At 67.5% G+C, this 23322-nt stretch carries 23 protein-coding genes and 1 pseudogene; 10 read left to right on the top strand and 14 right to left on the bottom strand.

What is annotated here, in order from left to right; genetic code table 11:
* Window positions 1-826: 826 nt before the first annotated feature.
* Window positions 827-924 (bottom strand): annotated as a pseudogene (locus tag ACPCUW_RS19585) (cold-shock protein); the annotation flags it as partial.
* Between the two features lie 458 nt (window positions 925-1382).
* On the opposite strand from ACPCUW_RS19585, the gene ACPCUW_RS19580 reads away from it, so the two are divergent.
* From ACPCUW_RS19580 to ACPCUW_RS19570, 3 genes are all read left to right on the top strand, one after another.
* Complete coding sequence (locus ACPCUW_RS19580) at window positions 1383-1694, top strand: MerR family transcriptional regulator (protein WP_423426329.1); 312 nt, start codon at window positions 1383-1385, stop codon at window positions 1692-1694.
* A 1488-nt stretch (window positions 1695-3182) separates the two neighbouring features.
* Complete coding sequence (locus tag ACPCUW_RS19575) at window positions 3183-4139, top strand: Ku protein (RefSeq protein ID WP_064906495.1); 957 nt, start codon at window positions 3183-3185, stop codon at window positions 4137-4139.
* A 194-nt stretch (window positions 4140-4333) separates the two neighbouring features.
* Complete coding sequence (locus ACPCUW_RS19570) at window positions 4334-5086, top strand: RDD family protein (protein ID WP_030518450.1); 753 nt, start codon at window positions 4334-4336, stop codon at window positions 5084-5086.
* 66 nt (window positions 5087-5152) lie between these two features.
* Here ACPCUW_RS19570 and ACPCUW_RS19565 read toward each other — a convergent pair whose 3' ends face one another.
* From ACPCUW_RS19565 to ACPCUW_RS19525, 9 genes are all read right to left on the bottom strand, one after another.
* Window positions 5153-6415, bottom strand: a complete 1263-nt coding sequence (locus tag ACPCUW_RS19565) for an acyl-CoA dehydrogenase family protein (RefSeq protein ID WP_423426301.1) — start codon at window positions 6413-6415, stop codon at window positions 5153-5155.
* 124 nt (window positions 6416-6539) lie between these two features.
* Window positions 6540-6965: a DUF4189 domain-containing protein gene (locus tag ACPCUW_RS19560; protein WP_063013279.1), complete on the bottom strand. Its 426-nt coding sequence runs from the start codon at window positions 6963-6965 to the stop codon at window positions 6540-6542.
* A 108-nt stretch (window positions 6966-7073) separates the two neighbouring features.
* The gene (locus ACPCUW_RS19555) at window positions 7074-7445 is read right to left on the bottom strand and encodes a metal-sulfur cluster assembly factor (RefSeq protein ID WP_423426299.1); all 372 of its coding nucleotides are present in this window, start codon (window positions 7443-7445) and stop codon (window positions 7074-7076) included.
* Window positions 7438-7935, bottom strand: coding sequence for a Fe-S cluster assembly sulfur transfer protein SufU (sufU, locus tag ACPCUW_RS19550; RefSeq protein ID WP_064902642.1), 498 nt, complete (start codon window positions 7933-7935; stop codon window positions 7438-7440). The genes ACPCUW_RS19555 and sufU overlap by 8 nt, the downstream gene beginning before the upstream one ends.
* A gap of 46 nt (window positions 7936-7981) precedes the next feature.
* On the bottom strand, window positions 7982-9241 hold the full coding sequence (locus tag ACPCUW_RS19545) for a cysteine desulfurase (protein ID WP_063013286.1): 1260 nt from the start codon (window positions 9239-9241) through the stop codon (window positions 7982-7984).
* 1 nt (window position 9242) lies between these two features.
* The gene (gene sufC / locus ACPCUW_RS19540; RefSeq protein WP_036502483.1) at window positions 9243-10019 is read right to left on the bottom strand and encodes a Fe-S cluster assembly ATPase SufC; all 777 of its coding nucleotides are present in this window, start codon (window positions 10017-10019) and stop codon (window positions 9243-9245) included.
* A 51-nt stretch (window positions 10020-10070) separates the two neighbouring features.
* The gene (gene sufD / locus ACPCUW_RS19535; protein WP_305780885.1) at window positions 10071-11339 is read right to left on the bottom strand and encodes a Fe-S cluster assembly protein SufD; all 1269 of its coding nucleotides are present in this window, start codon (window positions 11337-11339) and stop codon (window positions 10071-10073) included.
* Complete coding sequence (gene sufB, locus ACPCUW_RS19530) at window positions 11339-12799, bottom strand: Fe-S cluster assembly protein SufB (RefSeq protein ID WP_423426296.1); 1461 nt, start codon at window positions 12797-12799, stop codon at window positions 11339-11341. Before sufB ends, sufD begins: the two co-directional genes overlap by 1 nt.
* Window positions 12796-13608, bottom strand: a complete 813-nt coding sequence (locus tag ACPCUW_RS19525; protein ID WP_423426327.1) for a helix-turn-helix transcriptional regulator — start codon at window positions 13606-13608, stop codon at window positions 12796-12798. The genes sufB and ACPCUW_RS19525 overlap by 4 nt, the downstream gene beginning before the upstream one ends.
* Window positions 13609-13780: 172 nt before the next feature.
* Between ACPCUW_RS19525 and mptB the strand changes: the two genes are divergently transcribed.
* From mptB to ACPCUW_RS19505, 4 genes are all read left to right on the top strand, one after another.
* Window positions 13781-15478: a polyprenol phosphomannose-dependent alpha 1,6 mannosyltransferase MptB gene (gene mptB, locus ACPCUW_RS19520; RefSeq protein ID WP_063013336.1), complete on the top strand. Its 1698-nt coding sequence runs from the start codon at window positions 13781-13783 to the stop codon at window positions 15476-15478.
* A complete protein-coding gene (locus ACPCUW_RS19515; protein WP_423426294.1) occupies window positions 15475-16407 on the top strand; it encodes an ABC transporter ATP-binding protein in 933 nt (310 codons plus the stop codon). Before mptB ends, ACPCUW_RS19515 begins: the two co-directional genes overlap by 4 nt.
* A complete protein-coding gene (locus ACPCUW_RS19510) occupies window positions 16404-17192 on the top strand; it encodes an ABC transporter permease (protein ID WP_063013293.1) in 789 nt (262 codons plus the stop codon). The genes ACPCUW_RS19515 and ACPCUW_RS19510 overlap by 4 nt, the downstream gene beginning before the upstream one ends.
* Before the next feature lie 89 nt (window positions 17193-17281).
* Window positions 17282-18256: a COX15/CtaA family protein gene (locus tag ACPCUW_RS19505; protein ID WP_423426292.1), complete on the top strand. Its 975-nt coding sequence runs from the start codon at window positions 17282-17284 to the stop codon at window positions 18254-18256.
* A 64-nt stretch (window positions 18257-18320) separates the two neighbouring features.
* On the opposite strand, the gene ACPCUW_RS19500 is transcribed toward ACPCUW_RS19505, so the two are convergent.
* The gene (locus ACPCUW_RS19500) at window positions 18321-19373 is read right to left on the bottom strand and encodes an ecdysteroid 22-kinase family protein (protein ID WP_245007797.1); all 1053 of its coding nucleotides are present in this window, start codon (window positions 19371-19373) and stop codon (window positions 18321-18323) included.
* A gap of 209 nt (window positions 19374-19582) precedes the next feature.
* Here ACPCUW_RS19500 and ACPCUW_RS19495 point away from each other — a divergent pair, with 209 nt between their 5' ends.
* Window positions 19583-19801 carry an FmdB family zinc ribbon protein gene (locus ACPCUW_RS19495; protein WP_030518435.1) on the top strand — a complete coding sequence of 73 codons (219 nt, stop codon included), beginning with the start codon at window positions 19583-19585 and terminating at the stop codon, window positions 19799-19801.
* A gap of 6 nt (window positions 19802-19807) precedes the next feature.
* On the opposite strand, the gene ACPCUW_RS19490 is transcribed toward ACPCUW_RS19495, so the two are convergent.
* From ACPCUW_RS19490 to ACPCUW_RS19480, 3 genes are read right to left on the bottom strand one after another with little or no spacing between them, the layout of a single operon-like run.
* Complete coding sequence (locus tag ACPCUW_RS19490; RefSeq protein ID WP_423426289.1) at window positions 19808-20680, bottom strand: class I SAM-dependent methyltransferase; 873 nt, start codon at window positions 20678-20680, stop codon at window positions 19808-19810.
* Between the two features lie 25 nt (window positions 20681-20705).
* Window positions 20706-21485 (bottom strand): transporter substrate-binding domain-containing protein, encoded by a 780-nt coding sequence (locus ACPCUW_RS19485; RefSeq protein WP_423426287.1) that lies wholly within the window; start codon window positions 21483-21485, stop codon window positions 20706-20708.
* A gap of 1 nt (window position 21486) precedes the next feature.
* Window positions 21487-21837, bottom strand: a complete 351-nt coding sequence (locus ACPCUW_RS19480) for a hypothetical protein (RefSeq protein ID WP_063013300.1) — start codon at window positions 21835-21837, stop codon at window positions 21487-21489.
* Between the two features lie 82 nt (window positions 21838-21919).
* Between ACPCUW_RS19480 and ACPCUW_RS19475 the strand changes: the two genes are divergently transcribed.
* Both ACPCUW_RS19475 and ACPCUW_RS19470 read left to right on the top strand, forming a co-directional pair.
* Complete coding sequence (locus ACPCUW_RS19475) at window positions 21920-22885, top strand: quinone oxidoreductase family protein (protein WP_218402434.1); 966 nt, start codon at window positions 21920-21922, stop codon at window positions 22883-22885.
* A gap of 193 nt (window positions 22886-23078) precedes the next feature.
* Window positions 23079-23321 carry a hypothetical protein gene (locus tag ACPCUW_RS19470; protein WP_423426336.1) on the top strand — a complete coding sequence of 81 codons (243 nt, stop codon included), beginning with the start codon at window positions 23079-23081 and terminating at the stop codon, window positions 23319-23321.
* Window position 23322: the final 1 nt, after the last annotated feature.

Raw genomic sequence — 23322 nt, 5'->3', positions numbered from 1 at the left:
TGGCGGTACCACCAGTCGGGGTCCGGAATTTCGGGCGTGGCGTTCGGGCACACGATCTTGTCCGAGTTAGGGGCCAGGGCGCTCAGGGACCGGCGGCTGCCGATGGGGATGGCGATAACGGTGCGGATCGCGCCCAACAATCGGACCATGCGGCAGGCGTCGGGAACGGCGGTGGTGTCGAGCAGGCAATCGCCGGTGGCCAGGACCGTGCGATCGCAGAGGTCGACGCGCAGGCGATGGCCACGGTAGGCCAGAGCTTGACGCTGCAGGACAGCGGTTTAGGCCTGTTCGGCGCGGACGCGTTCGGCCGCGGCGATGGTGCCACGGGCGATGGCGGCGGTGTCGAGGATGAGCGCGTGGATGCCGTAGGTGAGATTTCGGGCAGGTTCGCAGCGCTCTGGTCGCGAACTCGAGCCGGGAGCTTGTCGGTCTCACCGTCGGAGGGGGCCGACGTGCCGGTGGGAGTCCAGGTTGTTGTTGTAGGAGCGGGCTGTCGCCAGCTGGGTCTGTGCGCTATCGAGCCGCGTTTGGGCTGCGGCCAGTCTTTGGCTGGCTTCGTCCAGACCCGTCGTCGCTCGCGAGGCCGCGTTTCGGGCACGCTCGTATCGCGTGTGGATGTCGGAGTCCTGTGTGGTCATCGGCGCCCACCACCTGCCCGTCGTACGGCATGGCCTGTATCCGAGGGATACCCGCGGGCCCGAACGCGCACACGCCGTCCAGCCGAGTCCAGATCCGCCCACCCAGGAGCCGCCGGTCATGGGTCCGGAAAATACCGGAAAACAAAGGAAGCCCGCACCATCGGTGCGGGCTTCACTGTCTGTCGGCTCTAGATGGCGCGGACGCTCTGGGCCTGCGGGCCCTTCTGGCCTTGGCCGACCCCGAACTCGACTCGCTGGCCTCATCCAGGGACTTGAAGCCGGAGCCGGAATCCGATCACTGCAACAACCCGTACCCGCACTCCACCATGCCACACCCCGTCACCCAGCGTGATGGCCCGATGCGGCTGAATGAAAAAGTCTGTAGTGGCAACAGTAGACATTCATCGGATGGTGCGATAGCTTCTATCGTGTCGAAATTGAAGTAAATATCCAGGTGGCACGGGAGATGATGGACTGCCCGTGAGAGGAAAGACGGCGGGCGCGGCTGCGGGACCAGCAAGTACGACGGTCTCGCCGCCCGCCGGGCAAGAAATGAAGTGGAACGGAAGTTGAAGTAACCCGTGAGGAGAAGGGAGGAGTTACCCGTCGGGTCACTCGGAAGCACGTCTGGTCCGTGTGATCGCCGGCGTTTTGGTTACATGTCGGAAGACGCAAGTACATTCCCCCTTTCAGCGCCCCGGTGCCGCCTGGCACCGGGGCGCTTCGGCGCATGGAGGCCGCACGATTTCTGAATCACCCACCGCGAACGAGAAGTTCGACGACGACTACCCCGCCTACACGATGGGCCGGGCCGCGGACATGCTCGGCACCACCCAAGCGTTTCTGCGCACCCTGGACGACGCGAAACTGATCACCCCGCAACGCTCGGCCGGCGGGCACCGCCGCTACTCGCGCTACCAGCTGCGTATCGCCGCCCGCGCCCGCGAACTCGTCGACCAGGGCACCCCCCTCGAGGCAGCGTGCCGGATCATCATCCTCGAAGACCAGCTTGCCGAAGCCCTCGCACTCAACGCCAAACTCACCCAACAAGACTGACCCGACCCGGCTGACCCCCTGCCCCTCGGCCTGTCACGATGATCGGGCGATCGCGCCGGCTGCTCGTTTGAACCGGCACGATCTCGGTCGCCGCATACTCCCGGGCGGATGCGGGGACCTACCAACGCAGTACCCGGCCGCCGGCAGGCAAACCGCTGTTTCGCCGGCCTCCCAGGTTGTATGCGCTGTCGGCGTCCGGACAGCCCCGGGCCGCACTATTCGTCGCTTCGAGCGACCACTCGCCGAGAGGCGCATGTTGGACGTCGGCTCAGTACACGGACGCCGCCAGGTATCACAGGTATCACCTGGCGGCGTTTCGACTTGTCCCCGTAGGACAGGACCGGAAGACCGCGGCACCGGCGCGGCCGCAGTGCCGGTTCGACCGACCGCACGCCTATCTCAAGCTCCGGGAAGTAAACGTCTCAACTGTCGCACCATGGTTTGCATTTCGTTTGGCCCGGGCCTAGATTCTGCATCGCCTCGCCGGGATCCACATGCCCAAGTCTCGGCGAGGCTCAAGAACCCAATGCGCACAGTTGGCCACACGGAAGCAGTGAGCCGTCAAGCAAAACACCCAGGTGATAAACCGCCAGCGGAAATTCGCCTACCCAGGCTGACCAGTACGAACCGTCGTTCACGAGAGAAGACTGGGCGGGCTACCTGCTAGAGGAATCACCCGATCTCAATCAGCACGGAGAATTTCAGCGGCAGCCGTATAAGACGACTAACTTAAACCTATTGCCGCGGAAACACACGGTCAGCATTGAAACGGAAACAGGAATTACCTATATTAGATGTCATCGAACACATGGTTTAGGTAAATCTGCCGCAGCGAGGGATACGAGTCCCCCCTCGCACACGAATGCCTGGCATGGCCGCCAGGTTCATGCTCCGGCGATGACGACACCCGCCGATTGATCGGCGGCCATGTTCGGTCCAACGGCAGCCGTCTGCTCCGCCGGCGCGACGCGCCACACAGATCGACGATTCGCGATCGACACCAACCACCGGCACACCCGAAACCCGATTGCCCCCCCTCGGGACACAACAGTCAAAGACGGGTGGACTCGCTCATCCGCACGCGGGATCCACCGAAGCAACAGCGCCACAGTGACAACCAAGCAGACCTCTCATATAGCCGCCCACGGCGCAGACCCACCCGATCCCGCCGCCGCACGTTGACGACGTGCACAACGCAGCCGACAACCAATGTTCAGATGCGCATATATTCGTAGCCCAACATTGACGCCCACCAAGGCGGGCAAAGACGGCGAATCAACCCTGACGGGTGGTTCGGCCGTCGGCGCGAAACGTCTCGAAAATAGCACTGGACGTGGGCAAACGGCGGCTGTATCAGGACGTCCACAGGACGTCACAGGTCCACAAACAGCAACAAACAGCAACCGGCAACACTCACCAACAACCACGAACCCGCAGGTCACGCAGCTTCGCCGGACAAAACCAACCGGTCATAAGTAGCATCGAAGGATGCGATCGATCTGGAAGGGTTCCATCGCGTTCGGGCTGGTGAATGTTCCGGTGAAGGTTTATACCGCCACCGAGGACCATGACATCAGGTTTCATCAGGTCCACGCCAAGGACGGCGGACGGATCAAGTACGACCGTGTCTGCACGGTGTGCGGGCAGTCGGTGGCCTTCGCGGATATCGATAAGGCGTACGAGTCGCCCGAGGGCGACAAGGTGATTCTCACCGACGAGGATTTCGCGAAGTTGCCGGTGGCCGAGAAGCACGAGATTCCGGTGCTGCAGTTCGTGCCCTCCGAGCAGATCGATCCGATCCTGTTCGACCGCAGTTACTACCTGGAGCCCGACTCCACGACACCCAAGGCCTACGTGTTGCTCGCGAAGACGCTCGATCAGGTGGATCGGGTCGCGCTGGTGCATTTCACGCTGCGGCAGAAGACGCGGCTGGCGGCGCTGCGGGTGCGTGACGGCGTGCTGGTGTTGCAGACGCTGCTGTGGCCGGACGAGGTGCGGGCCGCCGAATTCGAATCGCTCGACGATGCCGCCGCGCCGCGCTCGCAAGAGGTCGCGATGGCGCAGACGCTGGTCGACAGCATGTCGGAGGATTTCGATCCCGATCAGTACACCGACGAGTATCAGATCGAGCTGAAGAAGCTGCTCGACGAGGCCATCGAATCCGGATCCGACCGCGTCACCCGCCACGAAGAGGCAGAACCGGCGCAGATGGATGCCGAGGTGGTCGATCTGGTGGCCGCGCTGCAGCGCAGCCTCGAAGCCACCGGCCGCGGTGGGGAATCCGGGAAGTCGAGCCGGGGCCGCGCCTCGAAATCCGCGGCCAAGTCGACCGCGAAGGCGACCACGAAGCGGGCCGCGTCGAAATCCACCGGCAAGTCGGCGAGCAAGTCGACCGCGAAGAAAGCGGCGCCCAAGGCCACGAAACAGACTCGCAAGGGGGCATAGCGCCCCGTCCGCGCCGATTCCGGGACATTCGCCGAATCAGGCAATCGTGAGATATCCGACTGTTCGGCGCGCCCATTGCGCGCGGGTCGGCCATACTTTGGCGGGGCCTGGCGGTTACCGTACGGTGCAATCACAGTTCGACCCGGTCGGGGCCCGGATCGTCCCCGTACCACCAGCTTCCGGAGGAACCACATATGACCAACCCGTCGGACCCGAACGGCCCGTACGGCCAGCCGGGGCAACCGGGCTACGGGTATCCGCCCGCCGGCCCGCAGCCGGGCTACGGCGCACCCCCGCCGGGTTACGGCGCGCCGCCGCCCGGATATGCCGCTCCCCCTCCGGGTTACGGGACCCCGCCTCCGGGATACGGTGCGGCACAACCGAATTACGGTGCGCCCGGTTACCCGCCGGCCGGACCCGGATACGGCTATCAGCAGCCGGGATTCGGCCCGCCCGCACCGTACGCCAGCTGGTTCGCGCGCGTCGGCGGCTACCTCATCGACGCGCTGATCGTCGGCGTCCCGCTGGCCATCCTGTACGGGCTCGCGTTCGGGCTCGGCACCAAGGACGTGGACTGCTCGTTCGACGACGACCCGTACAGCTCGTCGTATTCCTACTCCAGCACATGCACGGGGGGCGGTCTGACCGCGGTCGGCATCATCCTGTTGCTGCTGGCCATCGCCGTGGGTGTGGGCCTCGGACTGTGGCTCATCCATCAGGAGGGCACGACCGGTCAGACGCCCGGTAAGAAGGTCGTCGGCATCCGCGTGATCAAGGAAGCCGACGGTCAGGTGCTCGGTTTCGGCATGGCCTTCGTGCGCAAGCTCTGCCACATTCTCGACAACGCCCTGTGCGGCCTCGGCTACCTGTGGCCGCTGTGGGACGAGAAGAACCAGACCTTCGCCGACAAGATCGTCGGCACCATCGTGGTGCAGGCTCAGAAGTAACGTCGCTACCCAGCGCTGTCACGGCCCCGTGGTTTCCTCACCGGACGCGGGGCCGTTTCGCGCTGCTCACACGCCCTTGGGCGCCCGGGAGGACATGAATCCGAACAGGTAGCCCGCTACTCGCCGCATCTGAATCTCCTCCGCCCCCTCGGTGATTCGATAGCGGCGGTGGTGGCGGTAGATGTGTTCGAAGGGCTGGTGGCGGGAATAGCCGAGGCCGCCGAACACCTGCATGGCGCGATCGGCTGCCTCACAACACAATCGGTTGGCCCAGTAATTGCACATCGACACCTGTTCGGACGCGGCGAAGGTACCGTGACGATCCATGGTCCAGGCGGTCTTGTGGATCAGCGTGCGCAACATCTCGCACTGGGTGTGCAATTCGACGAGCGGGAACTGGATCGCCTGATTCTCGGCGAGCGCTTTGCCGAAGGGCTTGCGCTCCTTGGCATACGCCACCGCCCGGTCGATGCAGTATTGCGCCGCTCCGAGACTCGACGCCGCCTGGCGAATCCGGTTCTCGTTGAAGAAGTGCTGGACCACCGCCAGACCGCGGCCCTCGGGTCCGAAGACGGCGTCGGCGCCGACGCGCACATCGCGCAGGGTGACCCGCCCGTGATCGGTGGGCATGTTGAAGGTCCACAGATATTCCTCGACCGTGAATCCGCGGGTATCGGGTGGCACCAGGAATGCGGTAATACCGGTGCCGTCACCCGCCTCGCCGGCGGTGCGCGCGAAGATCAGATCGGCGTCGGCGGTGTGAATGCCGGTATTCCAGGTCTTTTCGCCGTTGATCACCCAGCCGTCGCCGTCGCGCACCGCGCGGGTGTCCATATGCGTGGCGTCGGAACCGTGTTCGGGTTCGGTGATGCCGAAGGCGAAGAATTTCGTGCCCGCCGCCAGGCCCTCCACCCACTCCGCCTGCTGTTGTGGCGAACCGTATTCCAGCATCAGCAGCAGTCCCACGTTGTTGGCGACCACGGCATGCTCGTTCTGCAGATCGCAGTGCAGGCCGAGTCCCCGGCGGGCGAGGTGTTCGCGGATGACGGACATATCGAGGTTGTCGCCGCCGCGGCCCCCGTATTCGGGTGGGAAGGCGTAGCGGTAGTGCCCGGCGGCATCGGCTCGGCGGCGTGTCTCGGCGAGCAACTCCTCCCACTCGGCGCTGGGCAGCCCGCCGCGATCCCAGTCGGTGCGCGCGTCCTCTCGGCGGTGGTCGAAGAAGCGGATGTTGTCGTTCTCGCGTTCGAGCGGCACGATCTCACGGTCGATGAAGGCATCCAGTTCGGCCAGATAGTCGCTGAGCTCGGAGGGTATGTCGAAATCCACTGCTGCTCCTAGCGTTTCGGCCGGTCCGGCAATTCGGCCCTCACGATATCGCGCAGCAGGCCTTCCCGGGGAAAACCACGGCGGCCGACCTGGAACCAGGTCGGCCGCCGCGGGTGTGAAACGTTCAGTGCGCGTTCGCGGTGCAACTGCTCAAGGCGATGTTCGCCGGGCGCGGGATCGCGCTCCCCAGGTCGGGGAACGGCGGGGCGCTCGGCCCCAGGAAATCCCTCGCCTGCTTCTCCGCCTCCACCTGGGTCGGACCCCAGCCGACCGCGATCCGGCCATCCGCTCCCTGGGCGACAGCACCGCAGCCGTTGCTGAAATCCAAGATGACGCGGCAGTCACCGCGGCCGCAGTGCGCCCGAGCCGCGGCATCCGCGCTGGGCGCGTCGGCGAAATTGGTGGCCGCGGCGACCACTCCGCTGCTGTCGGAGTAGGCGATCGCACCGTGCAGGTCACCGTCGGCCTGAGCCGAACCGGCGGCACCGGCCACCGCGAAACCCGCACCGGCCATTACCGCGACGGCCGCCGAGCGGACGCGCGTAAACATATGGGACATCCGTGAATCCACCCCGTTCGAGTCTGCGTACTGGACGCAGGCGATCCTGCTCCACGGCGGACCCGGATGTCCACTTCGACCCCTACCCGGTGACGAGAATCAGACCGTGAAGCCCAGTGCGCGCAGCTGCTCGCGGCCGTCGTCGGTGATCTTGTCCGGACCCCACGGCGGCATCCAGACCCAGTTGATCTTCAGATCCTCCACCAAACCGCTGCGTACCAGCGCGTTTCGCGACTGGTCCTCGATGACGTCGGTGAGCGGGCAGGCCGCGGAGGTGAGGGTCATGTCGAGGACGGCTACGTCCTCCTCGACCCGCATCCCGTAGACCAGTCCCAGATCGACCACGTTGATGCCGAGTTCGGGGTCGACGACGTCACGCATCGCCTCTTCCATATCCTCGAGCAGCGCGATCTGCTCCTGGGACAGTTCGGCCTCGGTGTCCGTCTGGTCGGTTGCCGGCGTCTCAGTCATGACGTTCCCCATTTCCGGCGGACCCGTTGCCCATGGTCCGCTTGGTCTCTTCGGCCGAGGTTATCCGCACCACGGCGTCCTTGAACGCCATCCAGCCCAGCAGGGCACATTTCACCCGGGCCGGATATTTCGACACACCGGCCAGCGCGATGCCGTCGCCGATCATGTCCTCGTCGCCCTCGACCGTGCCGCGGCTCGAGATCATCTCGCTGTAGGAGTCGACCACCTTCAGCGCCTGCTGCACGGGCTGGCCGATGACCTGATCGGTGAGGATCGAGGTGGCGGCCTGGCTGATCGAGCAGCCCTGCCCGTCGTAGGACACATCGGCGACGTCACCGTTGTCGTCGATGTGCACCCGCAGGGTCACCTCGTCACCGCAGGTCGGGTTGACGTGATGCACCTCGGCACCGAACGGCTCCCGCAGCCCGCGGTGGTGCGGATGCTTGTAGTGGTCCAGGATCACTTCCTGGTACATCTGTTCCATACGCATTGCGAAATCTCACGCCCCGTTCACTGGTCGCTCGCGCTCACCGGATTCAACGGTCGGCCACACCGAAGAATTTCTGTGCCTTACGGACCGCGGCCACCAGCGCCTCCACCTCGTCGAGGGTGTTGTAGACCGCGAAGGAGGCCCGGGCGGTGGCGGGTACGCCGAGCCGGCGCATCAGCGGCCAGGCGCAATGGTGCCCGACGCGGATGGCCACGCCCTCGTCGTCCAGGATCTGGCCCACGTCGTGCGGGTGGATTCCGTCGACCACGAACGACACCGCGCCACCGCGATCCACGTTCTCGGTCGGTCCCACGATGTGCACGCCGTCGATCGCGCCGAGTCCCTCCAGGGCGGCGCCGACCAGCGTATGTTCGTGCGCGGCAACGGCATCCATCCCGATCGCCTCGAGATACCGCACGGCCGCGCCCAATCCGACCACCTGCGAGGTCATCGGCACGCCGGCCTCGAACCGCTGCGGCGGCGCCGCGTAGGTGGTGGCTTCCATGGTGACCGTCTCGATCATGGATCCGCCGGTGATGAACGGCGGGGTCTCCTCGAGCAGGGCGTAGCGGCCGTAGAGCACGCCGACACCGGACGGACCCAGCATCTTGTGCCCGGAGAACGCGGCGAAATCGATGCCGAGCTCACGGAAGTTCACCGGCATGTGCGGGACCGACTGGCAGGCATCGAGCACCACCAGGGCGCCGACCGCCTTGGCGCGACGCACCATCTCGGGCACGTCGGCGACCGCACCGGTCACATTCGACTGATGGGTGAACGCGACGACCTTGGTCGCGGGCGACAATTCCAGCGAATCCAGATCGATGCGCCCGTCGTCGGTGATGCCGTACCACTTCAGGGTGGCGCCGGTGCGACGCGCGAGTTCCTGCCACGGAACGAGATTCGCGTGATGCTCCAGCTCGGTGATCACGATCTCGTCGCCCGGTCCCACGTGGTACGGGAAGCGGTCGTCGGAGAACGAATACGTCACCAGGTTCAGCGACTCGGTGGCGTTCTTGGTGAAGACGATCTCGTTCGCCTCCACGCCCACGAAGCGCGCGATATCGGCCCGGGCGCCCTCGTAGGCGTCGGTCGCCTCCTCGGCGAGCTGATGCGCGCCGCGGTGCACGGCGGCGTTGGTGTGGGTGAGGAATTCGCGTTCGGCGTCCAGGACGGCCAGCGGTCGCTGCGAGGTGGCCCCGGAATCCAGGTACACCAACGGTTTTCCGTCACGCACCGTCCGGTTCAGGATCGGGAAATCGGCCCTGATCCTGGCGACGTCGAGTGTGCGTGTCACAGCGGTCATATCAGGCTCCCGCGGTCGCGGTCTGGGTGAAGCGGACGTAGCCGTTGGCGTCGAGTTCGTCGGCCAGCTCGGAGCCGCCCTCGGCCACGATGCGGCCGCCCACGAACACGTGCACGAACTGCGGCTGGATGTAGCGCAGGATCCGGGTGTAGTGGGTGATCAGCAGGACGCCGCCGTTCTCGCGCTCCTTGTAGCGGTTGACGCCCTCGGAGACGATGCGCAGCGCGTCGACGTCCAGACCGGAGTCGGTCTCGTCGAGGATGGCGATCTTCGGCTTGAGCAGGCCCAGCTGCAGGATTTCGTGGCGCTTCTTCTCACCGCCGGAGAAGCCCTCGTTGACGCTGCGGTCGGCGAAGGCGGCGTCGATCTCCAGCTCGCCCATCGACTCCTTGACTTCCTTGACCCAGTGGCGCAGCTTCGGGGCCTCGCCGCGCACGGCGGTCGCGGCGGTGCGCAGGAAGTTCGACATGGACACACCCGGCACCTCGACCGGGTACTGCATGGCCAGGAACAGGCCGGCGCGGGCGCGCTCGTCGACGGACATGGCCAGCACGTCCTCGCCGTCGAGGGTGATCGAACCCTGGGTCACGGTGTACTTCGGGTGCCCGGCGATGGCGTAGGACAGGGTGGACTTGCCGGAGCCGTTCGGGCCCATGATGGCGTGGGTCTCGCCCGACTTCACGGTGAGGTTCACGCCCTTGAGGATCTTGATGGGCTCGCCGTTCTCGTCGGGATTGGCGACTTCGGCGTGCAGGTCCTTGATTTCGAGGGTGGTCATTGCATTCCTTCTGGGCTGGTGGAGGTTTCGGGCTGCCGGGACGCGTCGGTGCTAGGCACCGATGGCGGCGAGTTCGGCCTCGATGGCCGACTCCAGCCGCTCCCGGATCTCGACGACCGCGATCTTCTGGATGATCTCGTGGAAGAAACCACGCACCACCAGACGGCGGGCGGCCTCCTCCGGAATACCGCGAGCACGCAGATAGAACAGTTGCTCGTCGTCGAATCGGCCGGTCGCCGAGGCGTGGCCGGCGCCGAGGATCTCACCGGTCTCGATCTCGAGATTCGGCACCGAATCGGCACGGGCGCCGTCGGTGAGGACCAGATTGCGGTTCGCCTCGTAGGTGTCGGTGCCCTCGGCCTCCGCGCGGATCAGCACGTCGCCGACCCAGACGGTGTGCGCGTCGGGCTTGGCCGAGCTCGGATCGCCCTGCAGCGCACCCTTGTACAGCACATTCGACTTGCAGTGCGGCTGCGCGTGGTCGACCAGCAGGCGCTGCTCGAAATGCTGTCCGTCGTCGGCGAAGTACAGGCCCAGCAGTTCGGCGTCGCCGCCGGGACCGTCGTAGCGCACGGTCGCGGTCAGCCGCACCAGATCGCCGCCGAGGGTCACATCGGTGTGCCGCAGCACGGCATCGCGACCCAGCTTGGCGTGATGGGCGGTGACGTGCACGGCGTCGTCGTCCCAGTCCTGGACCGCGACCACGGTCAGCTTGGCGCTGTCGCCGAGCACGAATTCCACGTTCTCCGCGTAGGTTCCGCTGCCGCGCTGATCGATGACCACCGTCGCGACCGCGAAGTTGCCGAGCCGGATCTGCAGATGTCCGAAGGCCGTCTTGTCCGCGCCGGGGCCGGTGACCCGGACGACGACCGGGCGGCCGACCTCGGTCTCGGCGCCGACCGACACCACGGTGGCCTGTTCGAAACCCGAATAGGCTTGGGCGGCAACACGATCGGTGGGCACCCCACCCTCGCCGAGCCGGGCGTCGTCACGGCCGACAGTCTCGACCGTCACACCGTCGATCACCGAGCCGTCGACTGCCGCGGTGCTCGCGTCAGGGCCGGAGGCGGCAGCCTGCGTAACCACGGAGGCCCCGCGAGCATCGCCATCGGACACAGCGACCTCGATACCCGCTCGGCCGTCGCGCACCGCGGTGCCGTCGTGCAGGCCACGCAGCCGGCGCAGCGGGGTGAACCGCCAGGCCTCGTCGTGGGCCGAGGGCACCTCGAAGGCGCCCACGTCGAACGAGGCGAACAGCTCACCCTTGTTGACGGCCGGGATGCGGGCCTCGCCCGCGACAGCCACATTCTCGACCGGCATCAGCCGACCGCTCCTTCCATCTGCAGCTCGATGAGCCGGTTCAGCTCCAACGCGTATTCCATCGGCAGTTCCTTGGCGATGGGCTCGACGAAGCCGCGCACCACCATCGCCATCGCCTCGTCCTCGGTCATGCCGCGGCTCATCAGGTAGAACAGCTGATCCTCGGACACCTTGGAGACGGTGGCCTCGTGGCCCATCGTCACGTCGTCCTCGCGGATGTCGACGTAGGGATAGGTGTCGGAGCGGCTGATCGTATCCACCAGCAGCGCATCGCATTTCACGGTCGACTTGGAGCCGTGCGCGCCCTTGTTGACCTGAACCAGGCCACGGTAGGACGCCCGGCCGCCACCGCGCGCCACCGACTTCGACACGATGGTCGAGGAGGTGTGCGGCGCCAGGTGCAGCATCTTCGAGCCGGTGTCCTGGTGCTGGCCCTCGCCCGCGAACGCCACCGACAACACCTCACCCTTGGCGTACTCGCCGGTCATCCAGACCGCCGGGTACTTCATGGTGACCTTGGAGCCAATGTTGCCGTCGATCCATTCCATGGTCGCGCCCGCCTCTGCCTTGGCCCGCTTGGTGACCAGGTTGTAGACGTTGTTCGACCAGTTCTGGATGGTGGTGTAGCGGCAGCGGCCGCCCTTCTTCACGATGATCTCGACGACCGCGGAGTGCAGCGAGTCGGACTTGTAGATCGGCGCGGTACAACCCTCGACGTAGTGCACATAGGCGCCCTCGTCGACGATGATCAGCGTCCGCTCGAACTGGCCCATGTTCTCGGTGTTGATGCGGAAGTATGCCTGCAGCGGGATGTCCACGTGCACGCCCGGCGGCACATAGATGAAGGAACCACCCGACCACACGGCGGTGTTGAGCGCGGAGAACTTGTTGTCGCCGGCGGGAATGACCGAACCGAAGTACTTCTGGAAGATCTCCGGATGCTCCTTGAGACCGGTGTCGGTGTCGAGGAAGATCACGCCCTGGGCCTCGAGATCCTCGCGGATCTGGTGGTAGACGACCTCCGACTCGTACTGCGCGGCCACACCCGCCACCAGGCGCTGCTTTTCCGCCTCCGGGATGCCCAGCTTGTCGTAGGTGTTCTTGATGTCCTCGGGCAGATCTTCCCAGCTCTCGGCCTGCTTCTCGGTCGAGCGCACGAAGTATTTGATGTTGTCGAAGTCGATGCCCTCGAGGTTGGAGCCCCAGCTCGGCATCGGCTTGCGGTCGAAGATCCGCAACGCCTTGAGGCGGGCGTTGAGCATCCACTCGGGCTCGTTCTTCTTCGCCGAGATGTCGCGCACGACGTCCTCGGACAGGCCGCGCTTGGCGCTGGCGCCGGCGATATCCGAATCCGCCCAGCCGTAGCCGTAGGTACCCAGCGAGGCGATGGTCTCCTCTTGGGTCAGGGGCTGGTTCTGGGGCGCATCGGATTCACGGCTCGCCGCGGTGGTCGACGTCATTCGGCACTCCTTCCGGAGTCGTTTCGAGCTGCCGTTGCGGGCTGTGCAACGGCGCGGGTGGCGGGCTGAGCATTGCTCGTCGGGGGATTGCTCGTCGGGGGAACGGACAGGGGTACGTGGGTGGTGCAGGCGCAATCACCGTTGGCGATGGTCGCGAGCCGCTGCACGTGGGTTCCGAGCAGCTCGCGAAACGCCTCGAGTTCGGCGGCGCACAGTTCCGGGAACTCCTCGGCCACATGCGAGACCGGGCAGTGATGCTGGCATATCTGCACACCGGAGCCGACCTTGCGAGTGGTGGCGGCGAATCCGGCGTCGCTGAACGCCTCGGCGATCTCCTCCGCCTTCTCCGAGGTGGCGGCCGGGGTGTGCTGAGCCAGGCGATCGATACCGGCGACGATCACACCGACGCGACGGCGAGCGAAATCCATGATGGCGTTCTCGCCGCCGATCTCGCGCAGCTGCCGCATCGCGGCTCCCGCCAGATCGTCGTAGGCGTGGCCGAGCCGACCGCGACCGGCCGCGGTCAGCTGGAACTGCTTGGCGGGACGACCGCGGCCCTGCTGTTGCCACGGCGCCGAGCGCATGGCCCGGGCCTCGCCGGATTCGATCAGCGCGTCGAGATGACGACGCACGCCGGCCGGGCTCAGACCCAGCCGCTGCCCGATGGCCGTCGCGGTGATCGGCCCCTCCTCCAGCAGCAGCTGGACGACGGCCGCGCGAGTATGCCCCTCACCGGCGGCCGCGGGCGCAGCGGAAGGCCGGGCGCCCTGCTGACGCTCGGTATTCACCTCGTTCTCCCGCAAACCCACGGTTTTCACAACATCAGTGTGACGGAATTATTTCCCGCATTCTAGTAAGGGTGCCCTGAATCGCAGCCGGATGCGGCTCCGACCTGGGCATCGACCGCCGGTGCAATATGTCACGGCCCGCGCCGCGACGTTGCGACGGCCGCGGCTCCCACCCCGGCTACGCTTGACCTCCGTGGCGGTTGTGGAAGGCGCATGGCGTAGGAGCATCGAGATCGGACGCCGGGCCCTGGGCCTGGACGTCCCGCCCGCCGATCACACCATCGCGGTACTACACACCGTCGAAGCCGACGCGCCGGGGCTGGACAGCCGGGAAACCGCGCAGTTCAAACGAATTCGGCTGCTCGGCGCCACCGGCTCGGTGCTCATGGCGATCAGCGCGCTGGGCGTCGCCGCCCAGCCGGTACTGCAGAATCCGGTCTCCGGTGTCCGGGTGATCGGCGTCTTCGCACGCTGGCAGACCTCGTCGCTGGCGCTGTGCATGATCGGCACGGTCTTCGTCGTGATGGCGTGGCTGCTGCTCGGCCGCTTCGCGGTCGGCGGTTTCGGCGGCTCCCCCGTCCATCGGCTCAGCCGCTCGCAGCTGGATCGCACGCTGCTGCTGTGGATCATCCCGCTGTCGGTGGCGCCGCCGCTGTTCTCCAACGATGTCTATTCGTATCTGGCGCAGGGCGAGATCGCGGCCCGCGGCCTCGATCCGTACGCCGTCGGCCCGGCCACCGGCCTGGGCCTTCATAACGTGCTGACCTACAACGTGCCCAACATCTGGCGCGACACTCCCGCCCCGTACGGACCGCTGTTCGTCTGGATGGGCCGCGGGATCGCCCATGTGACCGGCGACAACATCATCGTCGGCGTATGGGCGCATCGGTTGCTGGCATTGGCCGGGGTGGCTCTGATCGTCTGGGCGCTGCCGCGGCTGTCGCGGCGCTGCGGAGTCGCGCCGGTCAGCGCGCTGTGGCTGGGCGCGGCCAATCCGCTGGTGCTGTTCCATTTGGTCGGCGGCGTGCACAACGAAGCCTTGATGCTGGGCCTGATGCTGGCCGGGGTGGAGTTCTGCCTGCGCGCGCTGGCCACCGAGCACACATCCGGGCTGGGCGGGTTCGACCAGCGCGGCTGGCTCCTGCTGACCTTCGGCGCGGTGGTGATCACGCTGTCGTCGGCGGTGAAGATCCCCTCGATCATCGCGCTCGGATTCGTCGGTATGGCCCTGGCCCGGCGCTGGGGGCGCGGCTGGCGGCCGTTGCTGGCCGCCGCGGCGGTCCTCGGCGCGATCACCGTGGTCACCACGTTGTTCGTCAGTTACACCTCCGGGCTCGGTTTCGGCTGGACACACACCCTCAATGCCGCCAGCACCGTGCGCAGCTGGATGTCGCTACCCACGGCGGTCGGCATCGTCACCGGATTCGGCGGCGTGCTGCTGGGACTGGGCGACCACACCACCGCGCTGCTGAGCATTACCCGCCCGATCGCCGCGGTCGTGGCGGCGCTGATCACCATGCGCATGCTCATCGCCACGTGGACCGGGCGGTTGCAGCCGGTCGGCGCGATGGGTGTGTCGCTCGCGGCGATAGTGCTGCTGTTCCCGGTCGTACAGCCGTGGTATCTGCTGTGGGCGATCATGCCGCTCGCGGCGTGGGCGACCACTCCCGCGTTCCGGGTCCCCGCCGTGGTGTTCTCCGCGGTCGTGAGCGTGATCCTGATGCCGCGCGGCGCGGATTTCGGGGTCTTCCAGATCATCGAGGCGGCGGTCGCCGTGGTCATCGTCGCGCTCGGATTCATCGCGGTGACCCGGAACCTGCTGCCCTGGCGTAACCGGACAGGGGTGTCTGCTCCGTCACAGCCGGGCCCGGCATACGGTGTCTCATCGTGAGCGCAGCCTCGGAACCCGCTGTCTGTATCGACGGTGTTGTGAAACGCTACGGCGACACCACCGCCGTGGACGGGATCGCTTTCGAGGTCGGACGTGCGGAGGTGCTGGCGCTGCTGGGGCCCAACGGCGCCGGGAAGACCACCACAGTCGAAATGTGTGAGGGGTTCCTCTCCCCCGACGCCGGTTCGGTGCGAGTGCTCGGGCTGGATCCGGTCGCCGATTCGGATCGCCTGCGCCCGCGCATCGGTGTGATGCTGCAGGGCGGCGGGGCCTATCCGGGTTCGCGGGCCGGCGAGATGCTCGATCTGGTCGCCTCCTACGCCGCCGATCCGCTCGATCCGCAATGGCTGCTCGACACCCTCGGCCTGCGCGACGCTCGCCGGACCCCGTATCGGCGGCTCTCCGGTGGTCAGCAGCAGCGCCTCGCGCTCGCGTGCGCGCTGGTGGGGCGACCCGAGCTGGTCTTCCTCGACGAGCCCACGGCCGGAATGGACGCGCAGGCCCGGCATCTGGTGTGGGAGCTGATCGATGCGCTGCGCCGCGACGGCGTCGGCATTCTGCTCACCACGCACATGATGGACGAGGCCGAACAGCTGGCCGACCGGCTGGTGATCATCGATCACGGCCGCATCGTCGCCGCCGGCACCCCGGCCGAGGTGACCTCCGCCGGCGCGGAAGGCCAACTACGTTTCAGCGCGCCGCCGAAACTCGACCTGTCGCTGCTGGAGAACGCACTGCCGGAAGGGTTCGCGCCCAGCGAGACCGCGCCCGGCTCCTATCTGCTGTGCGGCGACATCACCCCGCAGGTGCTGGCCACCGTGACCGCCTGGTGCGCGCGAATCGACGTGCTGCCCACCGACATTCGCATCGACCAGCGCCGCCTGGAGGATGTGTTCCTCGAACTGACCGGACGGGAGCTGCGCGGATGACCCGGACCGCCCCTCGTTTCACCCCCGGCACCTTCAGCCCCGCACCGCGGCCGGCCCCGCGCCTGGCGATGCTGACCGCGCAGACCCGCATGGAACTGATCCTGTTGCTGCGCAACGGCGAACAGCTCCTGCTCACCATGTTCATCCCGATCACGCTGCTGATCGGGCTGACTCTGCTGCCGCTGGGCTCGAGCCTCGGCGAACACCACAAGGTCGACCGGATCGTGCCGGCGGTGATGATGGTGGCCATCATGTCCACCGCGTTCACCGGCCAGGCCATCGCGGTCGGCTTCGACCGCCGCTACGGTGCGCTGAAACGCTTGGGCGCCACGGCATTACCGCGCTGGGGCATCGTCGGCGGCAAATGCGCGGCGGTGCTGATCGTGGTGGTCCTGCAATCGGTTCTGCTCGGCCTGATCGGGGTCGCACTGGGCTGGCGGCCCTCGATCGGCGGCCTGCTGCTGGGCGCGTTCGTCATCATGCTGGGCACCGCCGCATTCGTCGCGATGGGACTGCTGCTGGGCGGCACCCTCAAGGCCGAGATCGTGCTCGCGCTCGCCAACATCCTGTGGTTCGTGATGCTGGGAGTGGCGAGCCTGGTCTTCGCTTCCGACAACCTCCCGCACGCGGTGACGCTGATCGCGCGACTGATCCCCTCCGGAGCGCTGGCCGAGGCACTGGACCAGGCGTTGCACACCAGCGTGGACTGGTACGGCATCGCGGTGCTCGTGGTGTGGGGCGCGGTGACGGGCTGGCTCGCGACGCGCTGGTTCCGCTTCGACTGAATCACCGGACCCGACCCGGGTGTGACGGCAACGACACAACGTAGTAGCCCCGGTGCGGGCGCGGATCCGGCTGCGTCTACCATCGTTTCGTGCTGTCACGCGCGTTTGTGCGACTGGTCGACTTTCTGCCGCTGCCCTCCCTGCGGGTGCAGCGCATCTTCGCGTTGGCGGTGATCCTGTCCCAAGCGGGCATCTCCGTGACGGGCGCGATCGTGCGCGTCACCTCCTCCGGCCTGGGCTGCCCGACCTGGCCGCAGTGCTTCCCCGGCAGTTTCACCCCCACCGCCCACGCCGAAGTTCCGGCGCTCCACCAGGCGGTCGAATTCTCCAATCGCATGCTCACCTTCGCGGTGACACTGTGCGCGGCGCTGATCGTGCTCGCCGTGGTACGCGCCCGGCGGCGGCGCGAGGTCGTCGTCTATGCCTGGCTGATGCCCGGCGGCACCGTGCTGCAGGCCGTGATCGGCGGAATCACCGTGCGCAGCGGATTGCTGTGGTGGACGGTGTCGGTCCACCTGCTGGCCTCGATGCTGATGGTGTGGCTGGCGACGCTGCTGTTCGCCAAGGTCGGCGAACCCGACGACGGGGTCGACGTCGTGCAGGTCCCGGCACCCCTGCGCTGGCTGACCGCACTGAGCGCGGTCGCGATGACCGGCACACTCATCGCGGGCACCCTGGTCACCGGCGCCGGACCGCACGCCGGAGACAAGAGCACCGAACGGCCGGTGGCGCGCCTGCAGATCGAGATCGTCACCCTGGTGCACGCCCACGCCGAATTGCTCGTGGCGTATCTGGCGCTGCTCGTCGGCCTCGGCTTCGGACTGGCCGCGGTGGGGATGACCCGCGCGATCCGGATACGCCTGATCGTGGTGATCGCCACGGTCTGCGCCCAGGCGCTCGTCGGCATCGTCCAGTACTTCACACACGTTCCCGCCGCGCTGGTGGTCGTGCACGTCGGCGGCGCCACCGCGTGCATCGTCGCGACGGCCGCGTTGTGGGCCTCGATGCGCACCCGCGAACAGGTCACCGCGCCCGCCCCCGAAGCAGCCGCCCGCGCCGCCTGAACCGGGGCGCGCCGCCGTCGTCAAGCCCGGCCGCGCGAACTCCCGCCTCCGCTGAGCAAGTGCACTACGCCGGTGTCCGATCGAGTGCGTCCCAATCGCGGATCGCGGCGCAACTGCGACGCACCATCGCGGCGAACATCTCGTCCCCGCGCGGCGTGACCGTGCCGTAGGCAGCGCCGAACACCGCGACCAGCGGCCCCTGCACCAGGGCGAAACCGTAGTCGCGCCGGCACTGATCCAGTGTGTAATCGCCGACGCCGTAGGAACACAGTGCGCGCCAATAGGTTTCGATGATGGAGTCCTCGTGCGCCCGCCGGAGGTCCGGTTCGAGACCGGTGGCGACGAAATACGACAGATCACGCGCCGGCAATCCGAGACCGAGCGTCTGCCAGTCCAGCGCCCACACCTCGACCTCGCCACTGTCCTCGGAGAACATCAGATTGTCCAAGCGGTAGTCGCCGTGGACCGGCGCGAAACGATCGGGCGCCGCCAGCAGCCAGTCGGCGATGCCGGGAACACAGGCGCGCAAGGTGTCGCGGTCGGCCGGGGACAGCCGCTCTCCCAGGCGCTCGAGGAAGATCTCCGTCGCCGGACCGTACAACTCCGACAGGGCCTGCGCCTCGGCCGCACCGTTGAAGTTCAGCCCTTCGATCGCGGACAGGCCGGGATCGCACCAGCGGGGACCGTGCAGTCCCGCCAGATTCCGGACCGCCGCGTTCGCCTGCGCCACCGTGCATCCCGCGATCTGATCGCCCTGGCGCGCCGGCGCGAGATCGTCGAGCAGCAGGGTGAATTCCGCTCCGTCACCGGCGAATTCGGCGAAATGGCAGGTGGGCACCCGCACCGAGACGGTGGGTGCGATCTCGCGGTAGAAGCGGATCTCCTGCCGATAAGCGCCCGCGACCATGGCACGCGCGGCCGGGTCGGCGGCGGGCAGTTTCGCCATCAACCGCGCGGGCGCCGATTCGCCGTCGATCTCGAGCCGGAACACCGAACCCATCTGCCCGGTGCCCACCGGCGTCGCGGTGACCGCGCGCACCGGCGTCGACAGCGCCCGGCTCAACCACTGTGGGGTGATCCGCTCGGCGTCCACCACGACCTCCGCCATTGCCGTCATCCGCGGACTCCCTTCACCCGGACACAATGCCGGACATGTGTCCAGGACAGTAACACGGCCGGGCGGCTCGGATACCGGAATGAGGGAGGCAGATGATGCGGTCACGGCCCACCCAGGCCGGGCGCTCACCGACGATCACGGCCGGATATCGAGCGAACCTGGCCGGACCCTGGCGATCCGGTCCGCCGGGGACGCGACATAATTTCCTCATGCCGACCTACGCCTACCGCTGCCGGGAATGTACGGAATCGTTCGAACTGACCCGGCCGATGAGCGAATCCGGCGACCCGGCTCTCTGCCCGGGTGGCCACAGCGACACCGTCAAACTGCTCACCACGGTCGCGTTGACCGGTAAGGCCGCGGGGTCGGCCGCCGCACCGCCCGCGCCGACCGGCGGCGGTTGCTGCGGGGGCGGCTGCTGCGGCTGATCGCGGTCAGGCGCGGTCGGCGATCAGCGCCTGCCCCAATCCGTAGGCACGGGACTGGCGGGCCGTTACGCCGAGCCGGCGCGCCGCCTCGATCAGCTCCACATCGGCGGTGACGGTGAGCCCGTAACGCGTTGTCAGCGCGGCCATATCCGCCGGCGACCACGCCGATACGTGCGGTTCGTCCGCGAGCGGATCCCGGCCACCGGACAGCTTGCTGAACAGGCGCATACCGGCACGGCCCAGTCCGGCGAGGCGGTTCGGGGTGGGATAGGTCGCGATCAGCCGGCTGCCGGGCGCGCTGCGGGCGGCGACGACGGCCAGCGTCGATTCGACCTGCGGCTGCGTCAGATACGGCAGGACCCCCTCCCACACCCACGTGGTCGTCGCCTCCGCGCGATGGCCCGCCTCGGTCAGTCGCGCTCCCAGGTCGTCGCGGCCGAATTGCACCGGCACATAGGTCAGCGACTTCGCGACCGGCACCAGGGTGCCCACCCGTTCGCGCTTATCCCGTTGCGAGGCAGGATGATCCACCTCGAATACGTCGGCCGCGGGGTCGTCGGTCCGCCAGGCCCGCCCGTCGAGTCCGGCGCCGAGAAGCACCAGCTGCGCGGCGGACGCCTCGCGGATCGCCTCGTCGATGACGACGGTGCGGGTCGCGAGGACGGCGGCCGTGGCGGTGAGCATCTCGTATTCGAGCCGCTCCCGCCAGCCGCCGGGGGGATGCTCGGCTCGGGCGCGCCGCACGGCCGCCCGTTCGTCGTCGTGAAGTAGTTGCGCCGCAATGGGATCCGAGAATCGCCCGACCGCCAGTCGCCCGTCGGCCACTGCCCGGCCCTGACAGACCAGCACCGCGGTTCGGCTCGCCGCTTTATCCGTCACCCCGTCGATTATGGTCGGGCGTCGCTCACGCGGTGGCGTGCGGCCCGATCCATTCCGCGACACGCCGGTCGACTCCCCCGGTGGCCAGCTGACTCGCCAGCCAGGCGTTCACCGTCAGCGCGGTCGGCATATCGTTCTTCGGCAGCAGGAACACCTTGCCGAAGGAGTCGAACGGTGTCTCCGGATGCAGGACCCGCAGGTCGGGATGCTGCCGCACGCGATAGCGACCCTCCACCGAATCGGTGACGAAGACGTCCGCGCGACCGGCGGTGATCTGATCGAAAATGGTGACGTTGTCGGGCCATACCGTCAGCTGCGCATGCGGGAAACGGGCGCGGGCGAACTGTTCGTTGGTGCCGCCGCGGTTGACGATCACCCGCACCTGGGGTTGATCGATCTGCTCGATCGTCGCGTACTTCCCGGCGTCGGCGGCACGCACGATCGGGGTCTTGCCGTCGGTGCCGTAGCTCAGCGAGAAGTCGGCGTAGGCGCGCCGGGCCGCGGCGTCGGATATTCCGCCGACCGCGAGATCGCAGGCGTGCGCCGAGAAATCGCTGCCCATCGAGGCCCAAGTGGTCGGCACGAATCGCAGCGGGCGCCCCAGCAGCTGCGCCATATCGCGGACCAGGTCGACGTCGATGCCGCGGTAGCCGCCGTGGCCGTCGGTCACCGAATAGGGCGGGTAGTCACCGGTGGTGCAGACCCGCAGGGCCGCGGGATCCTCGGCGCGCGCCGGGGCGATCATCGTCAGGACCGCGGCCGCACCGGCCGTCGCGGCGGCGATCAGCCGATGCCGCAGAGCCATCTCAGTTCTCGTTGCGCGCCTTCGGGAACCGGGCCTGGTGGGCGACCCAGCCGGCCATCCGCGCCCAGTGTCCCTTCGCCGGGGTGGCGACCGAACTCAGATCGCGATCCCAGTGCTCGGTTTCGGCGAGGCCGTCGACGGCCTCGACGACCGCCTTGGCGGTGGCCAGATCCGCGACGACTCGATCGCCGAGCACGCCGTCGGCGCCGACGAGGGTGATGCGGACCCCGATGCGCCCGATCGGCTGCAGTACGGCCGTACCCGAACCACCGTGGGCGGCGACGAACTTCTTGACCGACTCGATGACGGCGGACGACGGCGTGACCGGGGCCGCGGTGGCGGTTTCGCTCATGGCGTGGAGTTTACCGTCCGGTAGGGACGGCCCGACCGCCCTACCGGTGTTCGTGGCGCGAGGGGGTGTAGAACTGAAAGCCATGCGCGCCATTCAGGTCAGCGAACACGGCGGTCCCGAAGTTCTCGTCGCGACCGAGGTCGACGATCCGGTCATCGGGCCGAACCAGCTGCTCGTCGATACCGAGGCGGCCGGTGTCAATTTCATCGACACCTATATCCGCACCGGAACCTATCCGCAGGAGGTGCCCTACATCCCGGGTTCCGAGGGCACGGGTGTGGTCGCCGAAGTCGGTTCCGAGGTGACCGAATTCACCGTCGGCGATCGGGTCGCGTGGGCCGCCGCCCCCGGAAGTTATGCGGAGAAGGTCGCGGTGAATGCGGCGGTGGCGGTGGCCGTGCCGGACGGGGTGCCGCCGGCGGTGGCGGCCTCGGCGCTGCTGCAGGGCATGACCGCGCACTACCTGATCGAATCGGTCTACACGCCGCAGCCGGGCGAGACGATTCTAGTCCACGCCGGCGCCGGCGGCGTCGGGCTCCTGCTGACCCAGCTGGCCGCCGCCCGCGATATCCGGGTGATCACCACGGTGTCCACCGACGCGAAGGAAGAGTTGTCCCGCGAGGCCGGCGCCGCACATGTGCTGCGCTACGGCGACGATCTCGCCCAGCGCGTACGCGACCTCACCGACGGGGTCGGGGTGGCCGCGGTCTACGACGGAGTGGGCGCGGCGACGTTCGAGGCGAGCCTGGCGGCACTGCGCATCCGCGGCATGCTGGCGCTGTTCGGCGCCGCCAGCGGTCAGGTGCCGCCGTTCGATCTGCAGCGGCTCAATCCGGCCGGTTCACTGTTCGTCACGCGCCCGACACTGGCCCACTACACCCGCGATCGCGCCGAATTGACTTGGCGCGCAGGCGATGTCCTCGACGCCGTCGCGGACGGGACGCTGCGGGTGCGGATCGGCGCGCAATATCCCCTTGCCGAGGCCGCGCAGGCACATCGAGATCTGCAGGCCCGCAAGACCACCGGGTCGATCGTGCTGGTGCCGTGAGCGGTCGGTAGTCGCGGCCGGTGAGCCGCCGGTAGACGAATCGGGTCAGCCCGGCCACCGCCTGCTCGTCGTCGACGGCGACCACGCCCTCCTCGACCGCCTCCAGCAGCGCGCGGATCAGGAGGAACATCATCGCCACGCTGACGTCCGGAGAACTGGGCAGGCGGAGTCCGGCCGCGTCGAAACCGTCGACGTGGTCGACGACCTCCTCGAACTGGCCGGCCGTGAAACTACTCGCCAGCCGCGCGAATTCCTCGTCAACCAGCGCCGCCTGCGTCACCGCGCGGAGTACCGGCCAATTCCGGCGAGCGAAGGTCCAGTACTGCTCGATATGGAATTCGACGGCGCTCGGCTTGGTGAAATCCGGATCGTGCGCACTCGCCTCGGCCGACGTATCCCCTTCGGCGGCAAAGTCTTCCAGCAGCGCCTGAAGTAGC

This window comes from Nocardia sp. AB354 (assembly GCF_049538315.1).
In the GTDB taxonomy this organism is placed as follows: Bacteria; Actinomycetota; Actinomycetes; order Mycobacteriales; family Mycobacteriaceae; genus Nocardia; species Nocardia nova.
Note: the sequence above shows the minus strand (reverse complement) of the source record. Positions and strands in the feature narration are given on the sequence as shown.

Bases quoted from the DNA above. Each gene is read 5' to 3' on its own strand.
- ACPCUW_RS19545 (WP_063013286.1), bottom strand. From the start codon at position 9,241: ATGACCGCTGTGACACGCACACTCGACGTCGCCAGGATCAGGGCCGAT.
- ACPCUW_RS19480 (WP_063013300.1), bottom strand. From the start codon at position 21,837: ATGAGCGAAACCGCCACCGCGGCCCCGGTCACGCCGTCGTCCGCCGTC.
- sufU (WP_064902642.1), bottom strand. From the start codon at position 7,935: ATGCGTATGGAACAGATGTACCAGGAAGTGATCCTGGACCACTACAAG.
- sufC (WP_036502483.1), bottom strand. From the start codon at position 10,019: ATGACCACCCTCGAAATCAAGGACCTGCACGCCGAAGTCGCCAATCCC.
- ACPCUW_RS19475 (WP_218402434.1), top strand. From the start codon at position 21,920: ATGCGCGCCATTCAGGTCAGCGAACACGGCGGTCCCGAAGTTCTCGTC.
- ACPCUW_RS19495 (WP_030518435.1), top strand. From the start codon at position 19,583: ATGCCGACCTACGCCTACCGCTGCCGGGAATGTACGGAATCGTTCGAA.
- ACPCUW_RS19500 (WP_245007797.1), bottom strand. From the start codon at position 19,373: ATGACGGCAATGGCGGAGGTCGTGGTGGACGCCGAGCGGATCACCCCA.
- ACPCUW_RS19555 (WP_423426299.1), bottom strand. From the start codon at position 7,445: ATGACTGAGACGCCGGCAACCGACCAGACGGACACCGAGGCCGAACTG.
- sufD (WP_305780885.1), bottom strand. From the start codon at position 11,339: ATGCCGGTCGAGAATGTGGCTGTCGCGGGCGAGGCCCGCATCCCGGCC.
- sufB (WP_423426296.1), bottom strand. From the start codon at position 12,799: ATGACGTCGACCACCGCGGCGAGCCGTGAATCCGATGCGCCCCAGAAC.
- ACPCUW_RS19560 (WP_063013279.1), bottom strand. From the start codon at position 6,965: ATGTTTACGCGCGTCCGCTCGGCGGCCGTCGCGGTAATGGCCGGTGCG.
- ACPCUW_RS19575 (WP_064906495.1), top strand. From the start codon at position 3,183: ATGCGATCGATCTGGAAGGGTTCCATCGCGTTCGGGCTGGTGAATGTT.
- ACPCUW_RS19485 (WP_423426287.1), bottom strand. From the start codon at position 21,485: ATGGCTCTGCGGCATCGGCTGATCGCCGCCGCGACGGCCGGTGCGGCC.
- ACPCUW_RS19570 (WP_030518450.1), top strand. From the start codon at position 4,334: ATGACCAACCCGTCGGACCCGAACGGCCCGTACGGCCAGCCGGGGCAA.
- ACPCUW_RS19510 (WP_063013293.1), top strand. From the start codon at position 16,404: ATGACCCGGACCGCCCCTCGTTTCACCCCCGGCACCTTCAGCCCCGCA.